13 protein-coding genes are annotated in these 15732 nt (G+C 59.5%); 7 read left to right on the top strand and 6 right to left on the bottom strand.

Translation table 11 applies throughout. From position 1 onward, the window contains the following. Positions 1-128: 128 nt before the first annotated feature. The 3 genes from BW974_RS19255 to BW974_RS19245 all read right to left on the bottom strand — a co-directional run bounded on the left by BW974_RS19255 (position 129) and on the right by BW974_RS19245 (position 5763). Positions 129-1910: an asparagine synthase-related protein gene (locus tag BW974_RS19255; protein WP_076431981.1), complete on the bottom strand. Its 1782-nt coding sequence runs from the start codon at positions 1908-1910 to the stop codon at positions 129-131. A 169-nt stretch (positions 1911-2079) separates the two neighbouring features. Further along, positions 2080-3489 carry a DUF4397 domain-containing protein gene (locus BW974_RS19250; protein WP_076431979.1) on the bottom strand — a complete coding sequence of 470 codons (1410 nt, stop codon included), beginning with the start codon at positions 3487-3489 and terminating at the stop codon, positions 2080-2082. A 414-nt stretch (positions 3490-3903) separates the two neighbouring features. Continuing rightward, the gene (locus BW974_RS19245) at positions 3904-5763 is read right to left on the bottom strand and encodes a bacterio-opsin activator domain-containing protein (RefSeq protein ID WP_076431977.1); all 1860 of its coding nucleotides are present in this window, start codon (positions 5761-5763) and stop codon (positions 3904-3906) included. 166 nt (positions 5764-5929) lie between these two features. Between BW974_RS19245 and BW974_RS19240 the strand changes: the two genes are divergently transcribed. After that, positions 5930-7282, top strand: coding sequence for a M28 family peptidase (locus BW974_RS19240; protein ID WP_076431975.1), 1353 nt, complete (start codon positions 5930-5932; stop codon positions 7280-7282). A 106-nt stretch (positions 7283-7388) separates the two neighbouring features. Beyond that, positions 7389-7595: a hypothetical protein gene (locus tag BW974_RS19235; protein ID WP_076431973.1), complete on the top strand. Its 207-nt coding sequence runs from the start codon at positions 7389-7391 to the stop codon at positions 7593-7595. Positions 7596-7687: 92 nt separating this feature from the next. Here BW974_RS19235 and BW974_RS19230 read toward each other — a convergent pair whose 3' ends face one another. Continuing rightward, positions 7688-8215 (bottom strand): DUF6789 family protein, encoded by a 528-nt coding sequence (locus BW974_RS19230; protein WP_076431971.1) that lies wholly within the window; start codon positions 8213-8215, stop codon positions 7688-7690. An 89-nt stretch (positions 8216-8304) separates the two neighbouring features. On the opposite strand from BW974_RS19230, the gene coxB reads away from it, so the two are divergent. From coxB to BW974_RS19215, 3 genes are read left to right on the top strand one after another with little or no spacing between them, the layout of a single operon-like run. Next, the gene (coxB, locus tag BW974_RS19225; protein ID WP_076431969.1) at positions 8305-9075 is read left to right on the top strand and encodes a cytochrome c oxidase subunit II; all 771 of its coding nucleotides are present in this window, start codon (positions 8305-8307) and stop codon (positions 9073-9075) included. After that, entirely contained in the window at positions 9072-11534 is a 2463-nt protein-coding gene (locus BW974_RS19220; RefSeq protein WP_139328940.1) for a cbb3-type cytochrome c oxidase subunit I, read from the top strand. Before coxB ends, BW974_RS19220 begins: the two co-directional genes overlap by 4 nt. A 39-nt stretch (positions 11535-11573) precedes the next feature. Continuing rightward, entirely contained in the window at positions 11574-11834 is a 261-nt protein-coding gene (locus BW974_RS19215) for a cytochrome C oxidase subunit IV family protein (RefSeq protein WP_076431967.1), read from the top strand. 26 nt (positions 11835-11860) lie between these two features. Here BW974_RS19215 and BW974_RS19210 read toward each other — a convergent pair whose 3' ends face one another. Both BW974_RS19210 and BW974_RS19205 read right to left on the bottom strand, forming a co-directional pair. Then, complete coding sequence (locus tag BW974_RS19210; RefSeq protein ID WP_076431965.1) at positions 11861-12319, bottom strand: hypothetical protein; 459 nt, start codon at positions 12317-12319, stop codon at positions 11861-11863. Positions 12320-12387: 68 nt separating this feature from the next. Beyond that, on the bottom strand, positions 12388-13140 hold the full coding sequence (locus tag BW974_RS19205) for an SIR2 family NAD-dependent protein deacylase (RefSeq protein ID WP_076431963.1): 753 nt from the start codon (positions 13138-13140) through the stop codon (positions 12388-12390). Positions 13141-13267: 127 nt separating this feature from the next. Between BW974_RS19205 and BW974_RS19200 the strand changes: the two genes are divergently transcribed. Together BW974_RS19200 and BW974_RS19195 are read left to right on the top strand one after the other, a co-directional pair. Further along, complete coding sequence (locus BW974_RS19200) at positions 13268-13666, top strand: universal stress protein (protein WP_076431961.1); 399 nt, start codon at positions 13268-13270, stop codon at positions 13664-13666. Between the two features lie 246 nt (positions 13667-13912). After that, positions 13913-15643 carry a cbb3-type cytochrome c oxidase subunit I gene (locus BW974_RS19195; protein WP_076431959.1) on the top strand — a complete coding sequence of 577 codons (1731 nt, stop codon included), beginning with the start codon at positions 13913-13915 and terminating at the stop codon, positions 15641-15643. Positions 15644-15732: the final 89 nt, after the last annotated feature.

The raw sequence follows: 15732 nt of genomic DNA, 5'->3' as shown, positions 1-15732 counted from the left end.
CCACTGCTTCTCCAAGGTTTATAAACTTTTGTCAGACGACCTGAAAAGTAGAGGAACCGGCGCAAATAGAATGAAACCTGAAACATATCAAAAGCCGTAGAATGACAATTAAAATATATTTGTATTCGCTATCGCACTGGAACGCGCTGGCCCGCGGACGGACGAAGCGCGTCGAGGTGCTTCTGTAACCAGAGTTCGACGGTCGTCAGCGCCGAAATCGGTTTGATGTAGTCACCACGTTCGTCGAGATGTTCGCGTTGGAGGTCACGAACCCCGTTCGAATCGAAGATGTCGCGAGTACACGCATCGTCGAGTAGGTCGTCGATGAAGGCTCGCATGTCGCTGTTCGTTCGGTACCACGTTCCCATCTGCGACGTGGTTTGACCGAGCACTCGCTTTTTCACGTTGTCCGCAACGAATCCCGCGGCGTGCAGCGCGAGAGGCGAGGTGGGCGGACGTTTCGTTCGATTGTACGGAACTTTTGCGGCAGGGCCAGCGACTCGGCGAGCGACTTCGAGTTTGAGTGGCGCGACGGCGGACGGAACCGTGCCGCGAGTGCCGGGAATCGACCCGATTCGGTACCGATTGTACGGCATTCGCGCGACGTGGTTCATGAACTCGCCGTCCGCGAACGGGACGCGAGTTCCGGCTTGGCTCCGATAGAGGCGGTTCGAGCGAAAATGCGAGTCCGCGAAGATTTCCCAGAGTGCATCGAGCGTCCTGTGTTCTCGCCGGGGTTGCGTGCTTCGTTCGACCACACGGCCCAGCGATTGCTTCGGGGAAATTTCCGCGGAGAGGAGGGTTTGCACGTCAGCGGGGGGTAGCTGACTCTTCAGGGCGGCGAGGGCGTCAACCGGTTGTTTTCCGGTCAGATACGAGCGATACATCACGTCGCCGAAAAATTCGCCTTGGCTGCTTCCTTCGAACAGCACGTCAACCTGCCCGGAAACGTTGTTCAGCGAGGGCGCGAGATTGACGAAAAACGACCACTGCAACATCCCATCCATGATGTCCACGCCGCGTTCGATGGCGCTCACGAACTCCTCTGCGGAGTAGTCGTAGAACTGGTTGGGTAGTTCGAGCGAATCGGCGACGCGTTCCGCACCGAGTCGGTCTTCCTGCGTCGCAGAGTTGTCGTAGGTGAACGTCTGAACGGGGCCGATTTCCTCTTTCAGCGCAGCAGCGAGTGTTCGACTGTCGAGTCCGCCGGAGAGCCACACACCCGTCCGTCCGTCGATTGTATCCGCGACGTTGCCGACGACCCGGCGGTAGCGCCGAACCGCTTCATCGACGTATCCTTCCTGCGGTGCGATGCCGAAGTCGGGTTCCCAGTATCGCTTCGTTCGGAGATTGCCGCCCTCGTAGTGGATGTACGACGCGGGGCGGAGTGAACGAATGTCAGAGACGAGCGTTTTCTTCCCGAACACGTATCCCATGTGGAGCATGTCGCTTACCGCTCGTTCGTCCACTCGCGGTTCGCGAAGTTGCGTGACGAGCGATTTGAGTTCGCTCCCGAACAGGAAACCGTTAACCGTCGAATAGTAACACGGTCGCGTGCCGATTTTGTCGGTTGCGACGACAGTAGAACTTCCATCCGCCACCGCGAGCAAAAACGGGCCGCTGAGTTCCGGAAGGGTGCGGTCTGGGTCGGCGAGCACTCGCTCGAAGATTTCGTCGGTCGTCAACCCCAGTTCGGAGCGATTCGAAATCACGCCGTGAAGGACGCCGATTCGGTCGCCGTCTCGCCACGTCGTCCATCCGCGTGCGTCTCGCTCGCCGTGATGGACGAGTCCGATTCGACAGTCGCCAGTCGAGCGTTCGGCAGTGCCATACCACGATTCGTCGTCCATCGTGCCTATCATCTCATCGAGAGCACGACTGCTGACAGTACCACCAGTTACGCCGGGCATAGCAGAACCGTTCACGACTGCCTATATTGTTATGAGACGCCTTCGACGGAATTAGGCCGCGTATTCCGCGAATCGTAGGTCGAGAAAAACGGGTTTGGGACTGCTTACTTCGGCCGGTTGGTCGGTTGGTCAGTCGGCCAATCGACCAATTAGCCAATTGGTCGAACGACTAGTTCGATTCGGTCGTCGCGTCCTGTGCGACGACGAGGTCGAAGGAATGGCAGTCGGGTTCGTCGTCGGGCGTCAGGTAGCCCTCCGCGAAGCCGGTGTACGCCTGTCCGCCTTCGACTTCCACGTCGAACGTCGCAACCGGGTCACAGCCTGCGTCCTCTGCGGGCCACACCGCGAGCGTGTAGCTTCCGGCAGGCACCTCCATGTAGTCGCTTGCCTCGCCGTAAGCCACGTCGCTGAACAGTTTCTTCTCGCCGTCCATCACCGTCACGTCGACCGCTGGCGCGTCCGGTGAGGCGTGTGCGAGACGGACTGCGGCCATGTCGTCGCTCGGGGACGCATCGTCCGCGAGCACCCACGGCTTGAACTCCGTGTCGTCGCTCGTCAACTCGCCGACCGCGGCGACCGTGTAGGACATCGCATCCACCGTCAGGTCACCTTCGAAGGCGACCGTGTCCGGGTCACCTGCGGCGGTAATTGTCACTGTGTACGTTCCGGGTTGTAGGCTCAGGTAGTCGCTGACGGCCTTGAACGGCACGTCGGAGAGGACTTTCTGGTCGTCCACCCACACGTCCACATTTGGCGCGTCAGGCGAAGCGTGGGCCACGCGAACCATCGCGTCGCCCATGTCGTCCGTGTCGTCGGAACTCTCCATCGAGTCCTGTGCCACGACGAGGTCGAACATCTCGTTCGTCGGTTCGTCGTCGGGCGTCAGGTAGCCTTCCGCGAAGGCCGTATACGTCGTTCCGGCTTCCACCGTCACGTCAAAGGTTGCCGCCACATCGCCGTCGTTCGAGTCCGTATCGCCGCGGACTTCGAGGGTGTACTGGCCGGGGTCAACTTCGAGGTAGTCGCTCGATTCGCCGTAGGCGACCCCATCGAACAGGGTCGTTTCACCGTCCATCACGGTCACATCGACTGCTGGCGCGTCGGGTGCGGCGTGCACGAGTCGAATCCGCGCTTTGCCCTCGGTCGTGCTCGTATCGTCCTGAAGCACCCACGGCTTAAACGCCGTGTCGTCGCTCGTCAGTTCGCCGACTGCCGCGACCGTGTAGGTCATCGCTTCCAGAGTCAAATCACCCTCGAACGCGACCGTACTCGGGTCGCCCGCGGCGGTGATTTTCACCGTGCGGGTTCCCGTCGGCACGTCGAGGTAATCGCTGACGGCCTTGAACGGAACGTCGGAGAGGGCTTTTTCGCCGTCTACCCACACGTCCACGTTCGGGGCGTCGGGCGAGGCGTGGGCGACACGCACTTTCGCCGTTTCCGAGTCGTTGCTGTCCGAGTCGTCGCTGTCGGACTGGTGGTCGTCTGCACCGACGACCGCTGCTACGCCACTGCCGCCGAGCATAGTCAAAACGCCTGCGCCGCCGATGGTTTTTATTGTATCACGTCGGGTTGTTTGCATCGAATCTCCCCGTTCTGGTGATGGAGTGCCTGTAATAAATCAGAACTACCCAACTAGTTCGGTCTGACTGTTCGAGAGTAAAAATACCGTGCCTACCAACAGCACTCTGAGAGATTGAATTTGGTTGCTTTGGGGACTCTAACGCCAAAATCTGAAAATAATCGTGGAATCAATCTCGATGAAGATAGCGGTTACATGTGACTACCGAAATCCATCGGCGTAGAAGCACTATTTTTGATTCGTTCGGCCCGTTCTCCAACCGCGGAGCAGGTGTTCAAACGATGTTACTGAGAACGGATTTTTGAAATATATTTATATCCGAATAGTTACTACTCTGGCGTAGTGCCCGCCCTCCGAACCCCACTTTGAGTCGCTATCTTCAGAAATAGGAACGACTCGAAGATGAATCGTCTCTCAGACCGGTTCGTCGCCGAAGAACTCGCCGCAGAGTTTTCGCTCCGCGGCCCGCAGGTGCTCGTGGAACGTCGAACGCGAGATTTGCATCGACTCGGCGAGTTCCTCGCCGGTGACGGGCCGCGGCCAGTCGAAGAAACCGCTGACGTAGGCGGTTTGGAGCGCGGTTAACTGGCGTTCGGTGAGATTTTCGGTGAGGTTTTCGATGAAGTCCTGTCTCGTTTTCGCAGGTCGCTCGCGGTGGCGGTACGCCAGCAGTTCCGTTCCGGGGTACGATTGTTTGAGTCGCTCGACGAGGCCGCGAACGTCCGCCTCCTGTGGGAACTCCACGACGACCCGTGAATCGTTCGGCGTCGCCGAAATCGCTTGGGTCTTGCCACCGTACTCGGACATTGTCGAAACGAGCGTCCCCGACGGAAGGACGAACTCGAAGAGGGCTTCGCCGTCGTTTTCAGCAACTAACCTGGCCTCGGTGACGCTTTCTCTGTCCTCGACGGCAGCAATCACGTCGTCGGGAGACGCGCCGCGAACCGAGAAGAATGAAACGACAGAGCCGTCATCCCGGTTGGTCGATTGCAGATACTCGATGTCCGCGCCGGTTTGCTTTGCGATGTCAACGAAGAAGAGGTCGGCGCTCCGGAAGGCGAATTCGGCTTCGACCACGCTGTCGGCGATGAGGATTCTGCGCGTCTCGCGGGCGTTGATGGCGCTGGCGATTGCTCGGCCCAGCGACCGAAGGACGACCTGTTCCCGTTCGTCGAAGGCATCCTGTCTCGTCGCGCAGATAACGAGGACGCCGTACTCCGTATCGTCGTAGGCGATGGGGAGCGCGGCGACTGCCTCACAGCCTTCGACGCCGAGTTCGTCCACCTGTAGTTCGCCGGTTTCGAGCGCGTCGATGACGAGCGGATGGTCGGGTTTCGGGTCGCAGTCGCCCGCGACGGCCCGCACTTCGACGCTGTCGGTTCTGATGTCGCGCTCGCCGACCCACGCGAAGTTGTACGGTTCGACGCTCGACACGCGCTCACAGACGGCCGTTTCGATTGCCGTTCTGGTCGGTGCTTCGACCACCGCGCTGGTCACGTCGCCGAGGAGTCCCTCGATTCGTTCGAGCAGGTGTTCGCGCTCCTTCGCCCGTCTGCGGGCCGCGAACTCGGCGTCCTTCCGCTCTGTGATGTCCGTTTGGAACCCGCCGTAGTGGGTGACCTCGCCTGCGTCGTCCCGAATCGGGGCAATATCGACCCGGTTCCAGAACTTCTCACCGTCGTTCCGGTAGTTGCACAGTTCGACCGAAACGGGTTCCTCGTTGTCGATTGCGGTTCGCATTTCCGCAACCGCGTCCGGGTCGGAATCTTCCCCCTGCAAGAATCGGCAGTTCTGTCCGAGAACGTCTTCGGAGTCGTAGCCCGTCAACTCCTCGAACGCCTCGTTGACGTAGATGAGCGGTTCGTCGTTCGGTTGCGCGTCGGCGATGGTGATGCCGACCGGGGCCTCGTTGATGGCGCGCTCTTTCAGTTGGAGTTCCGCGGCCACGTCCTCCAACACGTCGCATTCCTGGAACACGAGGGTTACCCCGTCTTCGTCGGGATGCGTCGTCGCTTCGTACTGTGTATCGCCGAGCGACAGCCAGAAAGAGCAGGAGTCGCCATCCGCAATCGACGCCTGACAACGTTCGTGCATCGTCTCGCCCGCCGTCGTCGGCAGCGCTTCGGGTAGTCGCTCGCCGATACCGAATCCGAAGATGTCGCGGGCCGGGTCGTTCAGATAGGTGACTTGCCAGTCGGTGTCGAACGCGACGACCGGGTCGGCAAGACGCTCGACGGCCTGCCGGGCCGTGCGAGTCTGGTCTGCGGTATCCATGCGGGTTTGTACGTCCTGCCGAAAGATAGTAGTTCAGTTATCGACCGCAAGTTGGGCGACAGTCGCGGACCGGCGGTTGGCCGTCGAACGTGAAGTAACCCCGACCGATTGCTGTAAGGCGTGCCGGGTTCCGGAGGTTCTTGGTTCCCGCGCTGGACGACAAACCATGTCACGGATACCCAACTCGGTCGTCGGCGACGCCGTTACGAGCACCGAATCGTGGGACACCCTCGAAGCGCTCGTCTCGGTCGGCAACCGAATGGCCGGACAGGCGGGCGAAGCGGAGGGCGCGGAAATCATCGCCGACGCCTTCGAGCGCGGCGGCGCGCGCGAGGTCGAAATCAACGAGTTCGAAATTCCCGGCTGGTGGCGTGGGTCGTCCTCGCTTTCGGTCGGCGGCGAGACGCTCGCCGCCGACCACGAAGTCATCGCGCTCCCCGGAACGCCGAGCGGCGAGGCGACGGGCGAACTCGTGGACGTGGGCTACGGACTCGCCGAGAATTTCGAGGAGCGCGATTTGGACGGCAAAATCGTGATGGCGTCCAGCGAGACGCCCGAGGGCCACGGGCGATGGATTCACCGAATGGAGAAGTACGTCTGCGCCGCGAACGCCGGTGCGGTTGGGTTCGTCTTCCGAAACCACGTCGAGGGCTGTCTTCCCCCGACAGGAGAAATCGGCTATCACAACCGTCCCGGCCCGATTCCGGCAGTCGGTGTCTCGAAGGAGGTCGGAACGCGACTGCTCCGCGAACACGCAGCGGAGGGCAATGAAGGCGAGGAAGACAGTGGAAGCGAGACGACGATTTCCGTCGAATGTCGAAACGAACCGACGAACTCCCGAAACGTGGAGGCGGTCGTCGGCCCGGATACGGAAAAAGAAGTGCTGGTCACCGCGCACGTCGATGCCCACGACATCAGCGAGGGAGCGAACGACAACGGCGCAGGGAGCGCGCTCGTCGCTGAAATCGGGCGATTACTGGAACAGGTCGAACTCGCGTGTCGAGTTCGACTCATCACCTTCGGCTCCGAGGAAATCGGACTCTACGGGGCGTACCACGCGGCCGAAACGCACGATTTGGAGTCGATAAAATGCGTTATCAACATCGACGGCGCGGGGAACTCTCGAAATCTCGGCGTCGGAACGAACGGCTTCACCGAACTCGGTGACGCCTTCGAGGAAGTAACCGACGAGATGCGTCTCCCACTCTCGATGCACGAACGAATCAGTCCCCACGGTGACCAGTGGGCGTTCGTGCAGGAAGGCGTTCCGTCCGTGATGGCCTACTCGCGGTCGGAGGGAAGCGGGAGAGGATGGGGTCACACCCATGCCGACACGCTGGACAAACTCGACATCCGCGACCTGCGGGCGATTGCGCTCGCACTCTCGAACGTGGTCGTCGCAGTTGCCGAAGAAGACCGCGAGATTCCGCACAAATCGCGCGAGCAAATCCGGGACGAAATCGACGAGGGGTACGTCGAGGAGTTAAAACTCGGCGGCAGATGGCCATACGACGAGTAACTCAAATCGGGTGAAGTAGCCGGTAGACGGCACCCAATTGTCAAATTATTTACCCTGCTCATTCAGGCATGGGGCCTTTCACTTGCAAGCTCTGTTTTCGAATACGATGATCACAGTTGACCTCAGTAACAGCGACATCAACCGTCTCGTTTCGATACTGTCGGAGTACCAGATGCAGACGGGGAAGGACGTCGAAGACCTGCTCGAAACGTTCCGGGAGAAAAAACAGGAACCGGAGGAAGTGTACTCGACGCCGACGCGACCACCCGACGAGAGCGGTGAAACCGACGACAACGAATCGTCGTGGGAGTAGTGAAAAGGAAACGGACGGCTGTGGACGGCAGTAGCGGTCGTAGGTGGCAGAAGCGGTTGTGGACGGCTTACGACGCCACAGAGGTGGCGTCGTCAGACCAGCGTCGTCGGACGTTTCGACAGGTAATCGAACACGGCCCCGAGTGCGAACCCGTAGGCGAAGTGCGAAAGCAGGGTCAACACGAGGTAGAGCACGAGCAGGAGGCCGGTGTAGCCGTCGTAGAACGCGAGGGCGAATCCCGTCCAGAGGACGAACCCGTACGGGATTCCCTTCGTGGCGTACTTTTCGCCCGGCAGATACGAACCGATGGAGGCGAACAAGAGCGGCCACGTCACCATACCGCCGCCGAGGAAGACCAGATACCCAATCGCCGCCGGATTTGCGGGGAACAGCGCCGTGGTTCCGGTGAGTTCGGCGAGAACGACGAACGAGTTCAAATCGAACGCGTTCAGCGTTGCCGCGACCAAGAGGACTGCGGTCATGACCGCGGTGCCGACCAAACCGCCAACAGCGCCGATGACCCCGTCTACGACGATTCCGGTGAGGTTGTCGAAATCCGGTTCGGCGGCACCCTCGCTTACATCGACATCCACGACTGGTTGTGTGTCATTATCTGCCATGATATATGGTACCATTTCAAACGGCAAAAACCTTCCCAGCGCCCTCCCCGAAACTACTAATATAATGGAAATTCATTAATTATAGCGGGATGCTGGAGCAGATTCGATTTCTCCCACTCCACGACGGTGTGAGCGGCCTGATTCCACGCGGAACGCGTGCGGAGGTGTTCCAGCAAATTTTCGGCGTCTTTCTCCTCCTCGGTATTCTGGTCACCGTCGTCGTCATCGGCTACATGCTGTACACGGCGTACAGATACCGAGACGGCAACGGAACACACGAGTTCGACCCGCCGAAACTCGGCGAACTGCCGACCGAAAGCGGCGACGGACGAAAACTGCTCTTTTCGTTCTCCCTGAGCGCCATCATCGTCGTTTCGCTCGTGCTCTGGACGTACGGGACGCTCCTCTACGTCGAGGACGACACGTCAGTCGAAAACCAAGATTCGATGCAGGTCGAAGTCGTCGGTTCGCAGTTCAACTGGGAGTTCGTCTATCCGAACGGCCACGAAAGTAGCACGCTCCGCGTTCCGGAGGGGAAGACGGTTCATCTCACCGTTACCTCCACCGACGTGTTCCACACGTTCGGCGTTCCCGAGCTACGCGTAAAAACGGACGCGATACCGGGACAGCAGACCGATACGTGGTTCGTCGCGGACGAGACGGGAACCTACGAAGTGCGGTGTTTCGAACTCTGCGGCGCGGGCCACTCCTACATGACCGCTGATGTCGTGGTGATGGAACGAAGCGAGTACGAGTCGTGGTACGAGAGTACGAACAGTCCAGCGACTAGTTCGACAGCCAACTCTGCGAACGACTCCGCGGACAGTTCTGACAATCAGACGAAGACGAGGGCAACATGACCGACGAAACCCACGCCCACGGCGACTTTCCCCCGACGAGTTCCGTCCGGCGATGGCTCGTCACGACCAACCACAAGGACGTGGGAATCCTCTACACGATTACTGCGCTCTTCTTCCTCGTCTTCGGCGGCGTGCTGGCGCTGTTGATGCGACTCCAGTTGTGGACGCCGGGAATCGGGATTCTCTCGTCCATGTCGTACAATCAGGCCGTTTCCACGCACGGCCTCATCATGATTTTCTGGTTCCTCTCGCCCTTCGCCTTCGGTTTCGCGAACTACGTCGTTCCGCTCCAAATCGGCGCGAAAGACCTCGCCTTTCCCCGACTCAATGCACTTTCGTACTGGCTCTATCTCTTTTCCGGCATCCTGCTCGGCGTCTCGTTCTTTCAGGGTGGGAGTTTGGCTGGCGGATGGACGATGTACGCGCCGCTGAACCTGCCCGTCTACACGCCCAACATCGGGGCATCGACGGCAGTACTCGCGCTGATGCTGTTCGTCGCCTCCGTAACGGTGTCGTCCGTGAACTTCCTCACGACGATGCACAAAATGCGAGCGGAAGGCATGACGCTCTGGCGGATGCCGCTTTTCTCGTGGACGATTCTGCTCACGGTGTGGATGATGCTGTTCGCGTTCGCGGCGCTGCTGGCGGCGCTGTTCATCCTCGCCTCCGACCGACTGCTCGGGACGACTTACTTCACCGCGCAGGCTGGCGGGTCGATTCTCTGGGCGCATCTGTTCTGGTTCTTCGGCCATCCAGAGGTGTACATCGTCTTCTTCCCGGCACTCGGCGTGATGGCCGAAACGTTTCAGACGTTCACTGGTCAGCGAATCGTCGGGCGAAGGTGGTTCATCTGGGCGATGATTCTCGTGGCGATTCAGAGTTTCATGGTTTGGATGCACCACATGTTCCTGACGAGCATCAACCTGCAAATCAAGACGCTGTTCATGGCGACGACCATCGGCATCTCGCTCCCCTTCGACCTGATGGTGTTCGCACTCATCTACACGATGATTAAGGGTCGCGTTCGGTTCGTCACGCCGTTCCTCTTCTCGTTCGGTGCGCTCCTCCTCTTTATTCTCGGCGGCGTCACGGGCGTCTTCCTCGGCGCAGTCGTCCTCGACTACGAGTTCCGTGGCACCTACTGGGTGGTCGCACACTTCCACTACGTGATGGTCGGCGGGGTGACGGCCCTCGTCGGTGGTCTATACTACTGGTTCCCGAAGATGTCGGGGAAGATGTACGACGAGTTCCTCGGGAAGGTGCACTTCGCGATGTACTTCGTCGGCTTCAACCTCCTCTACTTCCCGATGTTCATCGCGTGGGAGACACCGCGGCGGGATTTCGTCTACGACCCGGCGTTCATTCCGTGGCATCAACTGTCCACCATCGGCGCGTTCATCCTTGGAACCTCGTTCCTCGTGATGTTTTACAACCTCTCGAAAAGCCTCGTTGCGGGTGCCCCGGCGGACGACAATCCGTGGTCGTATTCGACGACGACCGAATGGGCGATTCCCTCGCCGCCGCCGCTCGGAAACTTCCCCGGAATCCCGAGTTTCGCGGACGGGACACTTCGATTCAAACGGGGTGAGCGCGGCGAGCGAATCCCGTTGGATAGCGTAGTAGCAGACGGTGCGACCGACGGAGGAATGGTCGCATACGGAACTGAATCGGGACAGGCGACCCACGGCGAGCACGACGAAGACCACGCGAGCATCTGGCCCTTCGTCGTCGGCGTCGGCGCGTTCTTCACTTTCCTCGGTATGTCGGGGTTCGAACAGGGCGAACTTACGGGTGGAATAATGTACCTCGTCGTTCTCGGTGCTGGAATCGCGCTCGACGGGGTCGCCCTCGTTTCGATGGCGAGGGAGCGATTCCACGGCCCGGAAGGGCCGTTCGGCGAAAGTTGGCCGTTCGCGGGCGTGGAAAACACGAAACTCGGGATGTGGATTTTCCTCGCCTCCGACGTGGTGTTGTTCGGGGCTTTCATCGGGTCGTATGCGTTCATCCGGGTCGCAAGCGGGTGGGTGCAGTGGGAACCGGTTCCGCACGACCCACTACCGGGACTGGTGAACACCTACCTCCTGCTGACCAGCAGCTTCAGCGTCGTGTTGGCGCTCGTCGCGGCGGAGCGAAACAGCAAGCGCGGACTCATCGCAAGCCTCCTCGTCACGTTCGCTCTCGGGGTTGCCTTCCTCGTGAACAAGGCGCTCGAATGGCAGGAGTTGTTCCACGAGGGATTAACGATTTCCAGTAGCGTCCGAACCTCGACGTTCTACTTGACGACGGGACTGCACGCCGCGCACGTCATTGTCGGCCTGTTCATCGTGCTGTATCTCGTCGCCAGAGCGTGGAACGGGGCGTATTTGGACGACGAACGGCCGGTGGAGTATTTCGGCCTCTACTGGCACTTCGTGGACATCGTCTGGCTATTTCTCTTTCCCCTGTTCTACATTCTGTGACCATACGACCAACGCAAAACCCATGATCGACGAAAATCCATGACCAACGCAAAACTGTACACCGTGATTTACGTCGTGCTGTTCGTGATGGCGACCGTACAGGTTCTCGTGGAGTTCGCGGGACTCACCTACTGGACTGCTTTCGGGGCAATCATCGCACTATCGTTCGTGAAAGCCCTGCTCGTCGCGGGCTACTACCAGCATCTTCGCTCCGAACCGCGGTCGATTTCGCTCGTCGTGCTGGTCGGCCTACTTGCGGCGCTGGCGCTCACGCTTGCGGCCTCGTATTCGATTCTGTGAACGGCGCGAAATATACAGACACGAACTCACGCCATCACGAGTTGGAGAATGACGACCACCACGAACAGCATTCCCCACAGCCACAACGCTGTGAGCGTCGCCTTCGCGCTGTCCAACCCTCGATAGCGGATAGATTGGTAGGTTCCCCAGAAAATGTATCCGGCGACCAGCACAATCGACAGCGAAACGAGCGCCAGCCACGCGGATTGCCGTATGGACGCCGGAACTGCGGTGCCGCTGACGAAGAGGATGGCACCCGCACCGATTCCGAGGGTGAGGAACAGAAAACAGACCACCCAAACGGTCGAGTTCGTGGCAATCCTTTGGAGCAGTTGGAACTCGGCTTCGCCGTCGTTCCAATCAGGTTTGGACTGATTCGACGTGGCGTACTGTTGCCAGTCCCTCCCACGTATCAGTCCGACTCCGAGCAGGACGAGCAGAAATCCCATCACGAAGGCGCTGACGACGTAACCGAACGGTGCCATACGCTATCATGACACATTGCACGCCCAACCGCATAACTGTTCGCCCGGCGATGTGATACGAACTGTACTCAGTCGGCGACTTCCTCACACAGCGTCGGAAGTACGTCAGTTACGTCGCCGCGAATATCGAAGTCGGCGAGCGCGCTGAACGGCGTTTCGTCGAGATTCACGACGGCGGTTGTCGCGTCGTTTCGCTCGGCGATTCGCGGCAGTGAGGCCGCCGGTTCGACGGACAGCGACGACCCGATTGCGAGAAACACGTCCGCGTTCCGCGACCGCTTGCGGGCGCGCTGGAGGTCACTTTTTTCCAACTGCTCGCCGAACAGCACCACGTCGGGTTTGAATATTCCGTCGCAATCCCCACAGCGCGGCGGTCGCTCCCCCGATTCGACGCGCTCTCGAATCGGGGCTGCATCCGTTTTGTGACCACAGGAATCACAGACGACGCGGTGGGCATTGCCGTGTAGTTCGATGAGTTCGGCGCTCGTGGCGGTTGTATCGTGTAAGCCGTCGGTGTTCTGCGTGACGAGCGCGTGGAGGTGACCATTCTTGGAGAGTTCGCGGAGAGCATCGTGGGCCGAGTTCGGTTCGATTCCGTCGCCGAACATCGTTTCGTGGAGGGAAACGCGGTCTTTCCAGAAATCCTCGGGGTCGTTGCAGAATCGGCGGTAATGGAAATCTTCGGGGTCGAATCGGTTCCAGATGCCCGAATCGCTCCGAAAATCCGGGATTCCCGACGCGGTACTGACGCCTGCTCCGGTGAGTGCGACCACGGAGTCCGCATCTCGAATTGCCGCCGCGAGGTGTGCGACCTGTTCCATACGACTGTGTCAGGCATGACGGGGTTGAATAGCTGTGGAAGTTTCGGCGGGCCGTTTCTTTCGGGCGAGAGTATCATCATTTTCCCCTGCCATCTGCTTTATATCGTCCCCAGTTCTCTTTCCGCGCATGACCCACATCGTCGTTGGAACCGACAGCGCCGAGACGAGCGAGAAAATCTGTGCGTATCTCCAGTCGCGACTCGACGGGAACGAATCCATCTCGGTTCTCAACTCGCTCCACGGCGGAAACGACGAGGAGAAGGTGAGAGACGGACAGGACGCCCTCTCGGTGTTCGAAGAACAACTAGGGGAACTCGCGGCCGTCGAGACGGAACAGAACACGGGGGCCAGCGACCCGGCACACGACATTCTCACGCTGGCGGACGAAGAAGACGCCGACGAAATTGTCATCGGACTGAGTCAAAAGCGGAGTCCGGCCCAGAAAGTGCTGTTCGGTAGCATTACACAATCGGTGCTTACCCAGACAGGACATCCAGTCGTGGGGGTACCGCTGAAATCCGACTGAGAACGGGCGTTTCGGTTCCGATTGCAGTTCGGATTTGGTTGCGGTTCCGATTCGAATTTCGATTCGGTTCCAGTTCAGGTTCGGATTCAAACTTCGGTTTCGATTCGGATTTCCAACCTGATTCCGTTTTCACTCGGTGAGAATGGCCCGGAGGGTTAAGAGATGTCCGTCCTAACCACCGGCCAAGACACCCGTATCGCGCGGTAACCATCGCCAGCATTCGACGACATCGCGTACTCGACTACAATGAACCTCTTCGGTGAAGCCGCCGCTGGTGCAGGACTCGGCATCGCACTGGTAGCGGTCGCACTCTGGCTGTCCCGTTCGATAGACGAACAAACACAATCCCCGACTCCCAAACCCGACGGGGGATACGCCACCGGTTTCGAATCCGGCTACGGCAAGCCGTCCGGCCTCGTCAGATGGATAACGACGGTTGACCACAAAGACATCGGCGCGCTCTACCTATTACTGGGCGCGGTGGCGTTCCTCTGGGGTGGTACGGACGCCATGATGATACGAACAGAGTTGTTCACCTCTCAGGTGGAGGTGTGGAACGCCGAGACGTACAACGGTCTGTTTACCATGCACGGCATCACGATGCTTTTTTTCTTCGCTACGCCCGTGCTGTTCGGGTTTGCGAACTACTTCCTCCCCCTGCTCCTCGGGGCTGACGACATGGCGTTCCCCCGACTGAACGCAATCGGCTTTTGGCTCCTGCCGCCCGCCCTGTTGTTGGTTCGGTTCGGCCTCATCTCCGACGTCGGTGGCCACATCATCCAGCCGATTCTGGGCCAAGCCGCCGCACAGCCGTTTTTCGAACTCAAGCCGCCCGAAACGGGGTGGACGATTTACACCCCGCTATCGGCGGAACAGCCGAATCCGACGATTAACCTGATGCTCCTCGGACTACATCTGTCCGGGGTCAGTACCACGATTGGCGCGATTAACATCATCGCCACGACGTTCACACTGCGGGAAATCGAGTGGGCCGAAATGGACATCCTCTCGTGGACGTTCCTCACGCAGGCCGGACTCATCCTGTTCGCGTTCCCACTCCTCGGCAGTGCCCTCATCATGCTCCTGCTCGACCGCAACTTCGGTACCACCTTCTTCGCGGCCGAAGGTGGTGGGGCAATTCTGTGGCAACACCTGTTCTGGTTCTTCGGCCACCCCGAGGTGTACATCCTCGTCCTGCCGCCGATGGGGCTTGTCAGCCTCATCATTCCGCGGTTCGCCGGACGACGACTATTCGGATTCAAGTTCGTCGTGTATTCGACACTTGCAATCGGCGTCCTCTCGTTCGGCGTCTGGGCACACCACATGTTCACCACGGGTATCGACCCGCGAATCCGCGCGAGCTTCATGGCGGTGTCGCTTGCCATCGCCGTGCCGAGCGCGGTGAAAGTGTTCAACTGGATTTCCACAATGTGGAACGGAAACGTCAGACTGGAGGCACCCATGCTGTTCTGCGTGGGGTCGATTGCGACGTTCATCATCGGCGGCGTGACAGGCATCTTCCTCGCGTCGATTCCCGTCGATTTGGTGCTCCACGACACCTACTACGTCGTCGGCCACTTCCACCTCATCATCATGGGGCTGATTCCGTTCGCCATGTTCGCCGCCGTCTACTACTGGTTCCCGCTGTTTACGGGCCGGATGTTCAACAAGACGCTGGCGCGAGTCCACTTCTGGCTCACGTTCATCGGCGTGACGATTACGTTCAACATCCTCATCGTCCTCGGCATGCTCGGCCTGCCGCGCCGGTACGCGAACTATCCGCCGGAGTTCCAACTGCTCCAGCAGGTTGCCACGGTCGGCGCGGTCATCATCACGCTCGGGACGATGGTCTGGATGTGGAACATGCTTCAGTCCTACCGGAAAGGGCCGGTCGTTACGGACGCCGACGTGTGGAATCTCAAAGAGTACGGCTTCTTCTCGGGCGAATGGCAGTGGTTCGAGAAGCGACTGAAGTAGTTGTTTTCCAACCTGGCAATTGGTGCTGCATTTTGGTTTTCCGCCTATCGACAATCACGACTCATCCGACTGCGAGGAGTTCGTCCGAG

It is taken from the genome of Haladaptatus litoreus (genome assembly GCF_900156425.1).
Taxonomy (GTDB): Archaea; Halobacteriota; Halobacteria; order Halobacteriales; family Haladaptataceae; genus Haladaptatus; species Haladaptatus litoreus.
Note: the sequence above shows the minus strand (reverse complement) of the source record. Positions and strands in the feature narration are given on the sequence as shown.